Below are 11806 nucleotides of genomic sequence, written 5' to 3'. Positions count from 1 at the left end.
CTTCAACCTGGGCGACCTGTTCGACCAGGCGGGGCAGACCGGCGGCGCCAACATCGGCGACCTGTTCGGCGGCCTGTTCGGCCGGGGTGCGCAGCAGCCGCGCCCCAGCCGTCCGCGCCGTGGCAACGACCTGGAAACCGAAACCGAGCTGAGCTTCCTGGAAGCGACCAAGGGCGTGGCGATGCCGCTGCGCCTGACCAGCCCGGCACCATGCACCAACTGCCACGGCAGCGGCGCGCGTCCGGGCACCAGTCCGAAGGTGTGCCCGAACTGCAACGGCGCGGGCGTCATCAACCGCAACCAGGGCGCGTTCGGCTTCTCGGAGCCGTGCACCGATTGCCGCGGCACCGGCTCGATCATCGAGCACCCGTGTGACGAGTGCAAAGGCACCGGCGTCTCGACCCGGACGCGCACCATCAACGTGCGCATCCCGCCGGGCGTGACCGACGGTCAGCGCATCCGGCTCGCCGGCCAAGGTGAGGCGGGTCTACGCGGGGCGCCCTCGGGCGACCTGTACGTCACCGTGCACGTCCGGCCCGACAAGGTGTTCGGGCGCGACGGCGACGACCTGACCGTCACCGTTCCGGTGAGCTTCCATGAGTTGGCTTTGGGGACAACGCTTTCCGTGCCGACGCTGGAAGGCAAGGTCGGTGTTCGGGTGCCGAAGGGGACCTCTGACGGACGCATCCTGCGGGTGCGTGGGCGCGGTGTGCCCAAGCGCGGCACCGACGCCGGTCACGGCGACCTGCTGGTGACGGTGAAGGTTGCCGTGCCGCCGAACCTCGAAGGTGAAGCGGCCGAGGCGCTCGAGACGTACGCAAAGGCGGAGCGGGCCAGTGGATTTGATCCACGGGCAGGATGGGCCGGGTCGCTATGAGCGCCCGGCGCAAGGCCGAGGAAGCCCGCACCTTCCTGATTTCGGTGGCCGCCGAGCTGGCCGGTATGCACGCGCAGACGCTGCGTACATACGACCGGCTCGGCCTGGTCAGCCCCGAGCGCACCTCGGGCGGCGGGCGGCGGTACTCGCAGCACGACGTCGACCTGCTGCGCGAGGTGCAGCGGCTGTCCCAGGACGAGGGCGTCAACCTGGCCGGCATCAAGCGCATCATCGAGCTGACCAATCAGGTCGAGGCGCTGCAGTCCCGGCTCGCCGAGGTGACCGCCGAACTCGAACGCGTCCGCAAGCCCAGCACCGCACTGGTGCTGTGGCAGCCGCGGCGGGGCGGTAGTTCGCAGCGGGGCTAGGCGTTCAGTCAGCCACCCTGTCGCGCAACAAATCCCGCAGCTGGGCAATTTCGCCCCGAAGGTCTTCGATGTGCGCTGCAGTCACGGCGTCTTGTTTCTGGTCATCGTCCGACACGGTCTGCACGATCCACGACGCGATGGTCGCGGTGATCGAACCGACCAGGCTGATGCCGCCAATCATCATGAGGCTGGCCATGACTCGGCCGGTGGTGGTCACGGGATACATATCGCCGTAGCCGACGGTGGTGATCGTGGTCATCGCCCACCACACCGCGAGTCCGAAGCTGGTGATGTGGGCGTCCGGTGCGCTGCGTTCGGCTTCGTAGACCGCGAGTGCCCCGACGTACACCAGCAGCACGGCACCGGAGATGGTGTACAGAATCACCTTCCCCCGGATGGCGCTGCCGAGGGCTTTCTGCAGGGCACCGACCAGGACGACCAGGCGCAGCAGGCGAAGCGGTCGCAACAGCGGCAGCAGCACGATGGCCAGGTCCACCAGATGCCGGAAGAACCACTGCTTGCGGTCGGGCGCGAGGTAGAGCCGCGCCGCGTAGTCGGCGGTGAACACCGCCCACGCCAACAGGGTCGCCAACGTCACGAGCCGCGCGACCACTCCGTGCGGCTGAGCGAGGACCTCCACGCTGTACGCGGCCAGGAACACCGCGGCAACCGCGGCGAGCGGCCATTCGGCCCGATGTTCCCACCTGTCGAGGCGGTCTTGCGTAGTCACGTCAGAAAGTGTGCGGCACCGGCGAACTTTTCGGAACTCAGTTGACCGAGATGGAGAAGCGCGCCACCGCTGGTCGGCCCGGGGACGCCACGCGGTAACCGCCGCGCCGCAGCGCATCGGTGGGCGCGGCCATGGGCTCGATGGCCACCAGCGCGTCGCCGGGCGGCGCGAACAGTTGCGCGGCGGGGTAGCCGGTTTCGAACGTCACTGTGATCCGGTGGTCGCCGCCGCGGAGAATGAACTGCGCGCCGTCGGGCACCTGGTCGAAACCGTCGTCGTAGGCGGTGTCGCCGAGCGCCGCGGAACTCGCCGGCCAAGCCTCAACCACACCGGAAGGCAACCCGCGATCATCGGTCGGCAGGTGCCGCATCGCCGGCGCCTCCAGCACCCAGTCCTGCCGAGGCACGCCGGGAATGGTCAGGTACGGGTGATAGCCGAAGCACAGCGGAACCGCCGCGGACGTGGACGGCCGGACGGTGGTCTCGACCGCCAACCTGCGGCCCACCAACGTGACGCGTTGCGTCAGCACATGCGGGAACGGGAACGACGCCAGCAGGCCCGGCCGGTTGAAATCGACTGCGGCAGTTACTGAGTTCGGCGACTGCTCGGTGATCACCCAGCCCGGGTAGGCGGCCAGGACGCCGTGCATGGGTGAGCCATGGGCGTCGACGCGTACGCCGCCGGAGCCGGGCGTCAACGTGACGACCGCGCCGTCGACGTCATAGGTGGTGGCGCCCAACCGATTCGCCCATGGATACAGCAGCGGGATGCCCATGGTCTTGGCGTTGGTCAGGTAGGCAGCCAGGCCGCGCCGCTGGCCGAGGAACTCGACATCGCCATCGGAAAACGACGTGCCGATCATGCCGGCGGCGGGGACGAACGTCGCCGTCATCGTGGACTCGGAGTCGCTCAGTACGACGGTGTCGAGTTCGGCCATCGGTTCCTCCAGCGTCAGTGGGCCAACGGATCGTGCTGAATGCGTTCTGGTGGTGCGCCTTTGGCGATCAGGGCGGCTTTGGTCGCGGTGACCATCTGCGGGCCGCCGCACAGCAGGATCTGCCGGTCGCCCCAGCTGCCGTAGCTGGTCACCACGTCGGGCAGCAGCCCTGTCTGCCGGACGTGCAGTCCGCGCGGCGGCTGTACGTCGGGGTAATCGCCGGCCCACGGTGGGTCACTGGTGTATTCGGACACCGGCGTGACGGACAGCCACGGATTGGTGGCGGCGATCTCCCACAGCGTGCGCAGGTCGTAGAGGTCGCAGGGGTAGCGGCCGCCGAAGAACAGGTGCACGCGCGGGTTCTCGGCCTCGCGGCACAGGTTCATCAGCAGCGCGCGCAGTGGGGCCAGGCCGGTGCTGCCGGCAACCATGAGCACGTCGCCGTCGGAGCGCGAAACATGCATGCCGCCATGGGGATTGGACAGTCGCCAGCGATCACCGGGTGCGGTCTGGTTGACGATCGCGGTGCTCACCATGCCGCCGCTCACTGACCGGATGTGGAACTCGATGGCACCACTGGCATCGGACGGCATCGACGGACTCAGGTGCCGCCAGCGCCGCGGCCACTGCGGCACCTGCACCGCGACGTACTGTCCGGCGTGATACGACAGTGCCTGGTCCAGTTGCAGCCGCACCACCGACACGTCGCGGGTGACGCGCAGATGCTCGACGACGGTGCCGTCGACGTAGGGCGGGGTCTGTTCGGAATCGGCGGCGCCGCGCATGACCCCGACGATCAGATCCACGGCGTGCGTGGTGGCCTCGGCGACCCGAGCATCCCAGTTGGCGCCGAGCTCGTCGCGCAGGGTGGCCAGCAGTGCGTCGTGCAGCGCCGCGTAATGCTGTTGCCCGACACCGTATTTGCGGTGATCCCGGCCGAGCTGAGCCAGGAATGCCACCGGTTCTTCGGCGCGCTGCTCGATGAACTCACCGAGCACCCAGAACAGCGCCTGGCTGAAGGCGGTGCGCTGCGTGGCCAGCTCCGGGGGGAACAGGTCGCGCGCCGACAGGTCGCTGGCGAACCACCGGTTGTAGAAGCGGCCGATCACGTCGTCCCCGCCGTGCGCGGGGTCGACCGCGGCGCGCACCGTCATCAGGGCTTCGCGGTCGTCAAGCCCCATCAGGCATCGGCGAGGTGGTGTCGAAGTGGTTCTGCCCCAACGTGCTGACGAAGGTAGGGCCCAGCAGGTCGAGTTCGCGCCGGTGCGCGTCGGCCCACGTGCCGTACGGCTGGTGCGCCAGGTATTCGTTCCGGAACCGGTCGTCCTCGGACACTTCGGTGACGCAGAACGTCGGGATCGCCAGGTCGACGACGGGTCCGCCGCGCTCGACCTCGGCCAGCAGCAGCGGGGCGTTGCCGTTCAGGAATCGGTCGATGGTCCAGCCGTCCTCGCCCAGCCACACCGAGTACCGCACCTTGGTGACGACATGGTCGGCGCGACGGACGATTTCGCCGGCCACCAGCGGATCGAGTTCGCGCTCGGCCTCGTAGCGGGTGCCGCCTGCGGCCGGGCCTTTGGCGGTCATGGTGCCGATCGAGTCCTCGCTGATGGCCTCGATGAGGTCGATCGCCGCATTGCTCAGATCGGCGGGGGCGGGCCCCTGGACGCGCACCCGGACGGCGTAGCCGTCGGACGCGAACAGGTATGCCTGCACGATCAGGGCAGGGGTCGGGTCGGACGCGGTGACAGCGGGCAGGTCGCGGACGAGGAACTTTCGTTCGAACTCGAAATCGCCGAAGCCGGATTCGGACATGCTTAGACGGTAGTCCTAGAGGTGGCTGAGACCCTTGTATGCCACGAGGAGTCCGATGATGATCAGGATTCCGGCCACCAGCACGGCGTGCTGACGGTGCAGCCAGGCGCCAAGACGGGCCATGGCCGGGTCCAGTCGCTCACCGGCGGCGACGTAGGTGAGGACCGGGATGGCGACCGAACTGCCTGCCACCACGGCGAAGGACAGCACCGACGCCCAGGTCGCCGCTTGCGGGAGTTCGTCGGTGCTGATCGCCAGGCCGGCGGCGATGCACATGAACAGCACCTTGGGGTTCACCACCGCGAGTACCGCCGCGGTCACGAATCCCCGTGCCGGAGTGACGGTGGTCAGCTTGCGCATCCAGGCCGGCTCGTGGGCGTCGTGCTTGCGGGTGGCCCACCGGTAGATGCCGAAGGCGATCAGCAGGGCGCCGATCACGATGCGGACCCATGACGCCGTGGTCGACGGGTGGCCGGCCTCGGGCATCAGTCCGGACAGTTGGACGAACACGCCGGTGAGCACCGCGATGGTGACCAGCCACCCGGCGAGGAAGGTCAGGCCGGTGATGCGGGCGTGGGGTGATTGCAGCACGAGCACTGCGGGAATGATCGACAGTGGCGACAGCGCGATCACGAGGGCCAGGGGAATCAGTTCGGTCAGGACCGAAACCCAATCTGTCATGCGGTCATTGTTGCTTACGATGCCGTCACATCTTGTCGGTTGGGCACGGCAGAATTCCCGGGGTGAGCCAGATCATAGGTAGTCGGGAAATTTCATAGACTTGAGCGGAACAGACTCAACCTTGACGGCGTTGAAAACAGCGACAAGCATTTTTTCTGTAGACGAAAGGGAGGTGTCGTGGACTCGTTCAACCCGACCACGAAGACTCAGGCGGCGCTGACCTCAGCGTTGCAGGCGGCAACAGCTGCCGGAAACCCGGAGATCCGTCCGGCGCACTTGTTGATGGCTCTGCTGACCCAGAACGACGGCATTGCCGCACCCCTGCTGGAGGCCGTCGGCGTCGAGCCGGCAACCATCCGGGCCGAGGCCCAGCGGCTGATCGACCAGCTGCCCAGTGCCAGTGGCGCCAACTCGACGCCGCAACTGTCCCGTGAGTCGGTCGCGGCCCTGACCGCTGCCCAGCACCTGGCCACCGAGATGGACGACGAATACGTCTCCACCGAGCACCTGCTGTACGGCCTGGCCAGCGGCGACTCCGACGTCGCCAAGATTCTGGTCAACCACGGCGCCGCGCCGCAGACGCTGCGTGACGCGTTCGTGAAGGTCCGCGGCAGTGCCCGCGTCACCAGCCCCGATCCCGAGGGCACATATCAGGCGCTGGAGAAGTACTCCACCGACCTGACCGCTCGTGCCCGGGAAGGCAAGCTCGACCCGGTCATCGGACGCGACAACGAGATTCGTCGCGTGGTCCAGGTCCTGAGCCGGCGCACCAAGAACAACCCGGTGCTGATCGGTGAGCCCGGCGTCGGTAAGACCGCGATCGTCGAGGGCCTGGCCCAGCGCATCATCGCCGGCGACGTGCCGGAGAGCCTGCGCGACAAGACCGTCGTCTCCCTGGACCTCGGGTCCATGGTGGCCGGCGCCAAGTACCGCGGTGAATTCGAGGAGCGGCTCAAGGCCGTGCTCGACGACATCAAGAACTCGGCCGGGCAGGTCATCACCTTCATCGACGAGTTGCACACCATCGTGGGTGCCGGCGCGACCGGCGAGTCCGCGATGGACGCCGGCAACATGATCAAGCCGATGCTGGCCCGCGGCGAGCTGCGGCTGGTCGGCGCGACCACGCTCGATGAGTACCGCAAGTACATCGAGAAGGACGCCGCCCTGGAGCGCCGGTTCCAGCAGGTGCTGGTCGGCGAGCCGTCGGTCGATGACACCGTCGGCATCCTCCGCGGCCTCAAGGAGCGCTACGAGGTGCACCACGGTGTGCGCATCACCGACTCCGCGCTGGTCGCGGCGGCCACGTTGTCGGACCGCTACATCACCAGCCGGTTCTTGCCGGACAAGGCCATCGACCTCGTCGACGAGGCCGCGTCGCGGTTGCGCATGGAGATCGACTCCCGGCCCGTCGAGATCGACGAGGTGGAGCGGCTGGTCCGTCGCCTCGAGATCGAGGAGATGGCGCTGTCCAAGGAAGAGGACGACGCTTCCAAGGAACGGTTGGAGAAGCTGCGTTCGGAGCTGGCCGACTACAAGGAGAAGCTGGCCGAGCTGACCACCCGGTGGCAGAACGAGAAGAACGCCATCGACATCGTCCGCGAGCTCAAGGAACAGCTGGAAGACCTGCGCGGTGCGGCCGACCGGGCCGAGCGCGACGGCGACCTGGCCAAGGCCGCCGAGCTTCGGTACGGCCGGATCCCGCAGCTCGAGAAGCAGCTCGACGCCGCGTTGCCGGTCGCCGAGGCCCGCGAGAACGTCATGCTCAAGGAGGAGGTCAGTCCCGACGACATCGCTGATGTGGTGTCTGCGTGGACCGGCATCCCGGCCGGCCGGATGATGGAAGGCGAGACCGCCAAGCTGCTGCGCATGGAGGCCGAGCTGGGGAACCGGGTGATCGGTCAGGAGCTCGCCGTCCAGGCCGTGTCCGACGCGGTGCGTCGCAGCCGGGCCGGGGTCGCCGATCCCAACCGGCCGACGGGCTCGTTCATGTTCCTGGGCCCGACCGGTGTCGGTAAGACCGAACTGGCCAAGGCGCTGGCGGAGTTCCTCTTCGACGACGAGCGCGCCATGATCCGCATCGACATGAGCGAGTACAGCGAGAAGCACGCCGTGGCTCGGCTCGTCGGTGCCCCTCCGGGCTACGTCGGATACGACGCCGGTGGCCAGCTGACCGAGGCGGTACGCCGCCGGCCGTATTCGGTGGTGCTGTTCGATGAGATCGAGAAGGCGCACCCGGACGTGTTCGACATCCTGCTGCAGGTGCTCGACGACGGCCGGTTGACCGACGGTCAGGGTCGCACGGTCGACTTCCGCAACACCATCCTCATCCTCACGTCCAACCTGGGCGCGGGGGGCACCGAGGAGCAGGTGATGGCGGCGGTGCGCTCGCGGTTCAAGCCCGAGTTCATCAACCGCCTGGACGACGTCATCATCTTCGAGGCGCTCAAGCCCGAGGAGCTGGTGCGGATCGTCGACATCCAGCTGGCTCAGCTGCAGAAGCGGCTGGCGCAGCGGCGGTTGACGCTCGAGGTGTCGCTGGAGGCCAAGAAGTGGCTGGGTGACCGCGGTTTCGACCCGCTGTACGGCGCCCGTCCGCTGCGCCGCCTGGTGCAGCAGGCCATCGGCGACCAGTTGGCCAGGAAGCTGCTGGCCGGCGAGGTGCACGACGGCGACGTCGTGCCGGTCAACCTCAGCGCCGACGGCGACAGCCTGGTGCTCGGCTGAGTTGAGTTATGGGAAAGCCCCGTCACACATTTCGTGTGGCGGGGCTTTTCTAGATGTTGAAGCGGCCGGCGAATCCACGCAGTGGCACGTCGGCGCTCGTGAGCAGTCCGGGAGGTGCCTTGACCACCGAGGCGATGACGTTGAGTGCGGGTAGCCCGGTGACCGTCATCCCGATCGAGGCGAAGGACTCCGGATTCGACAGGTCCACACCGGGTTTCGGGTAGATCATGTGCTTGTTGTAGACGCACGGGTCGCCCTTGATCTGAGTGATGTAGCAGCCCTTGATGTTCCAGTTCGGTTCGGTGTGCGGCGTCATCTGCCATTCGAGATGGGTCTCGATGCGCGGCACGCCGTCGACCATGCCCTGGTACTTGATGTAGTTGCCGCCCAACGATCCTTTGGGCAGCGTGTACCAGCCCAGGTCGACGTCCTTGGTGCAGGCGCCGAGCTCAGCACTGAACTTCACCTCGTCGAGCTCGAGGCCGAAGCAGTCGGCCATCATCAGCACACTGTCGGCGAACACCCGGGTGTACTTCTCCAGCTTGGCCGGGATCGACGGATCATCAACGGGCAGGCCATATCCCACCTCGATCCAGGTGTCCTTGCTGTGATGGCAGGACACGTCGACGGACTCGATGGTGGTGACGTTCTCGATCTCGGCGACGTCGGCAGAGCACACCACACCCAGAATCTGATTGACGCCGGGGTTCATGCCGGTGCCGTAGAACGTCGACCCGCCCTTGGCGCACGCCTCGGCCAGCAGCTGCGACACCGGCTTGCCGGAGGGGTGCGGGTGGTTGGTGTCGCGGTGCCAGCCGGTGATCCAGTCCGCTGTGGTGACGATATTGATCCCGGCCTCAAGGACTTTCACGTACAGGTCCTCGTCGGGGAAGACGCCGTGGAAGGTGAGGACGTCGGGACGCGCGGCGATGATGTCATCGACCGACCCGGTGGCGACGACGCCGATCGGTCCGATCCCGGCGATCTCGCCGGCATCGCGTCCCACCTTTTCGGTTGTGTAGCAATGTAATCCGACCAATTCGAGGTCGTCGCGCTTGTCGATGCGCTTGATCATCTCGGTGCCGACGTTGCCGGTCGCCACCTGGAAGACACGAATCTTGGACATCTGGCTCAGCCCTTCTGATCGGGATAAAACTGCATGGCCCACTTGCGGATTGCGGTGAAGCCCTCGTATTCGGCGGTGGCCAGCGCCGGCGGATCGGAGTAGCGCTGGTGTGACCAGATGTGGATGTCCTGGGTGAACTGCCGGATCACCTCGTCGCCGAACGCGGTGGCGCGCTCGGCGTTCCAGGGCGCCCGCCCGATGTAGACCATGAACCGCACGTCGGAGGTGGACTCGTCGACGGGTGTGACGGCCGAGATCGTGCGGTTGTCGATCATGCCCCAGCTCTTGGTGACTGCGATGCCCAAACCGCCGTTGATGGCCTCGACGCCGCTGCGCACCTCGTCGATCGACTGCTGGTCGCTGCCCTCGAAGGTGATGGTGAAGTCGACGTAGGAGATGGGCGCGGCGAAGTCGTGCCGGGTGAACACCGGCACGATCGGCGTCTGGTGCACGAACTTGAAGTGCGCGAAGTCGACGCCGTTCTCCAGCACGTACTGCGGATGCAATTCCAGCGTTTCGCGGAACAGCCGCTGCTGCGGGTAGTAGTCGGCGGCGGTGCTGCCGTCGTTGAACGAGGCGAAGACGTCGGGCGCTTCGAAGAACGGCTCCCGGCCTTCGGCGTCGTGCCAGATGTAGATGGCCTCGTTGCGCTCGGTGACGGGGTAGGTGCGAATCCGGCGGCCGCGGTTGGGCCGGTCCTGGTACGGGATGCAGACGTTGTGGCCGGCGGCGTTCCACTGCCAGCCGTGGAACGGGCACTGGATCGTCTCGCCGACGACGTGACCGCCGAAGCCGAGGTGCGCGCCGAGGTGCTCGCAGTAGGCGTTCATGACGGTGACGGCCCCGGATTCGGCGCGCCAGGCGACCATCTCCTCGCCGAAGTACTTCATGGCGTGCACCGCGCCCACGCTGACCTGGTCGGACCAGGCGACCTGGAACCATCCCGTCGGTTTCATCGGCAACTGGGGTTTGGCCATGGTGCGAATCGTAGGAGGTTCTGTGAAACTTTGGAAGAGGGTTCTGTGAAACTGGGGTAATCTCTGCCAGATGACCGCCGCACGCCGAACCAACAGGCGCGGCGACGCCACGCGGGAAAGCATGTTGGAAGCCGCGCGCAAGGCGCTGGCCACCGGGGACCCGGGCGCGGTATCGGCCAATCGGATCGCCAAGGAGATCGGCGCCACCTGGGGTGCGGTGAAGTACCAGTTCGGCGATATCGACGGCTTCTGGGCCGCGGTCCTGCGCCGCACCGCCGAGCGCCGCGCGGGCATGCTGAGCCACCACGACACCGGCGCCACGCTGCGGCAACGCGTCGCGACAATCATCGACCTGCTCTACGACGGACTGACCATCGGCGATTCGCGGGCCATCGAGAATCTGCGCGCCGCCCTGCCGCGCGACCATGCCGAGCTGGAACGGCTCTATCCGAAGACCGCGGCTGAGCTGTCGTCATGGGGGCAGAGCTGGATGCAGACGTGCCAGCAGGCCTTCTCCGACCTGGACGTCGACCCCGAGCGGGTGCGCGAGGTGGCGTCGTTCATCCCCGGCGCGATGCGCGGCATTGCCTCGGAGCGCCAGCTCGGCACGTACACCGACCTCGAGGTGGCCCGGCGGGGGCTCACGAACGCGATCGTCGCGTACCTCAAATAGCATGTGACCAGCTTGTGACCAATTCGAGTTCGGGCATTTCGGGTACCAGCCAGTAGGCTTGGCCCGATGGTCCCGCTTTGGTTCACGCTTTCCGCGCTCTGCTTCGTGGGTGCGGCGGTACTGCTGTACGTCGATATCGACCGTCGACGCGGCCTTGGTAGGCGCCGAAAGTCATGGGCGAAGTCCCACGGATTCGACTACGAACACGAGACTCCCGACCTGGTCAAGCGGTGGAGCCGCGGCATCATGTCGACCGTCGGTGAGAACGTGCTCGCCCGCAACGTGGTGCTCGGGCAGATCCGCGGCGAGGCCGTGTTCATCTTCGATCTCGACGATGTGGCCACCGTCATCGCCCTCCACCGCAAGGTCGGCACCAACGTGGCCGTGGACGTCCGGCTGAAGGACATTCCGGAGCCGCGCGAGAACGACATCTGGCTGCTCGGCGCCATCGGCCCGCGCATGGTCTACTCCACCAACCTCGATGCCGCCCGTCGCGCCTGCGACCGCCGCATGGTGACGTTCTCGCACACCGCCCCGGATTGCGCCGAGGTCATGTGGAACGAGCAGAACTGGACGCTCGTCTCGCTGCCGATCACCAGCACCCGCGCACAGTGGGACGAGGGTCTGCGCACCGTCCGCCAGTTCAACGACCTGCTGCGCGTGCTGCCGCCGGTGCCGTCCGGCCAGAACAGCGTCGCCGGCCAGGCTGTCGCCCGGCGTAGCGGTTCGCCGAGCCGTCCGCTCAGCGCCGGCCCGATGCGCCAGAACGAACTGCCCGCCGGCCGCAGCAACCAGGCCCCGGGGCGTGCCGACATCGGTCGTTACACGCAGTTCGCGGAGGCCCGCAACGGCCGCAACGCGCCCAACTATCAGCGCTAGTGCCCGACAGGGTGGTCAG

Annotated in this window: 12 protein-coding genes; 5 read left to right on the top strand and 7 right to left on the bottom strand. The window is 67.2% G+C overall.

From position 1 onward, the window contains the following. Positions 1-877, top strand: an 877-nt coding sequence (gene dnaJ / locus A7G45_RS03825) for a molecular chaperone DnaJ (RefSeq protein ID WP_260933897.1), incomplete at its 5' end; no start/stop codon positions are given. Beyond that, on the top strand, positions 874-1245 hold the full coding sequence (locus A7G45_RS03820) for a heat shock protein transcriptional repressor HspR (protein ID WP_043390230.1): 372 nt from the start codon (positions 874-876) through the stop codon (positions 1243-1245). The genes dnaJ and A7G45_RS03820, both read left to right, overlap by 4 nt. A gap of 4 nt (positions 1246-1249) precedes the next feature. On the opposite strand, the gene A7G45_RS03815 is transcribed toward A7G45_RS03820, so the two are convergent. From A7G45_RS03815 to A7G45_RS03795, 5 genes are read right to left on the bottom strand one after another with little or no spacing between them, the layout of a single operon-like run. Beyond that, positions 1250-1975 (bottom strand): potassium channel family protein, encoded by a 726-nt coding sequence (locus A7G45_RS03815; RefSeq protein WP_260933895.1) that lies wholly within the window; start codon positions 1973-1975, stop codon positions 1250-1252. A gap of 37 nt (positions 1976-2012) precedes the next feature. Next, a complete protein-coding gene (locus A7G45_RS03810) occupies positions 2013-2912 on the bottom strand; it encodes an aldose 1-epimerase (RefSeq protein WP_260933892.1) in 900 nt (299 codons plus the stop codon). A gap of 14 nt (positions 2913-2926) precedes the next feature. Further along, a complete protein-coding gene (locus tag A7G45_RS03805; protein WP_260933890.1) occupies positions 2927-4093 on the bottom strand; it encodes an FAD-binding oxidoreductase in 1167 nt (388 codons plus the stop codon). Continuing rightward, positions 4083-4727 carry a CYTH domain-containing protein gene (locus A7G45_RS03800; RefSeq protein ID WP_260933888.1) on the bottom strand — a complete coding sequence of 215 codons (645 nt, stop codon included), beginning with the start codon at positions 4725-4727 and terminating at the stop codon, positions 4083-4085. Before A7G45_RS03800 ends, A7G45_RS03805 begins: the two co-directional genes overlap by 11 nt. Positions 4728-4742: 15 nt before the next feature. After that, positions 4743-5408, bottom strand: a complete 666-nt coding sequence (locus A7G45_RS03795) for a GAP family protein (RefSeq protein ID WP_260933885.1) — start codon at positions 5406-5408, stop codon at positions 4743-4745. A gap of 177 nt (positions 5409-5585) precedes the next feature. Between A7G45_RS03795 and clpB the strand changes: the two genes are divergently transcribed. Then, entirely contained in the window at positions 5586-8132 is a 2547-nt protein-coding gene (gene clpB, locus A7G45_RS03790) for an ATP-dependent chaperone ClpB (protein ID WP_260933881.1), read from the top strand. 49 nt (positions 8133-8181) lie between these two features. Here clpB and A7G45_RS03785 read toward each other — a convergent pair whose 3' ends face one another. Continuing rightward, positions 8182-9258, bottom strand: coding sequence for an NAD(P)H-dependent amine dehydrogenase family protein (locus A7G45_RS03785; RefSeq protein ID WP_260933878.1), 1077 nt, complete (start codon positions 9256-9258; stop codon positions 8182-8184). A gap of 5 nt (positions 9259-9263) precedes the next feature. Further along, on the bottom strand, positions 9264-10235 hold the full coding sequence (locus tag A7G45_RS03780) for an aromatic ring-hydroxylating dioxygenase subunit alpha (RefSeq protein ID WP_260933875.1): 972 nt from the start codon (positions 10233-10235) through the stop codon (positions 9264-9266). A gap of 70 nt (positions 10236-10305) precedes the next feature. On the opposite strand from A7G45_RS03780, the gene A7G45_RS03775 reads away from it, so the two are divergent. Continuing rightward, positions 10306-10908 (top strand): TetR/AcrR family transcriptional regulator, encoded by a 603-nt coding sequence (locus A7G45_RS03775; protein ID WP_260933872.1) that lies wholly within the window; start codon positions 10306-10308, stop codon positions 10906-10908. Positions 10909-10974: 66 nt separating this feature from the next. Beyond that, positions 10975-11787, top strand: coding sequence for a trehalose monomycolate transport factor TtfA (gene ttfA / locus A7G45_RS03770; protein ID WP_043390253.1), 813 nt, complete (start codon positions 10975-10977; stop codon positions 11785-11787). The last annotated feature ends 19 nt before the right edge of the window (positions 11788-11806 follow it).

Source organism: Mycolicibacterium llatzerense (genome assembly GCF_025331195.1).
Lineage (GTDB): Bacteria > Actinomycetota > Actinomycetes > Mycobacteriales > Mycobacteriaceae > Mycobacterium > Mycobacterium llatzerense.
This window is presented reverse-complemented; position numbering and strand designations above follow the sequence as displayed.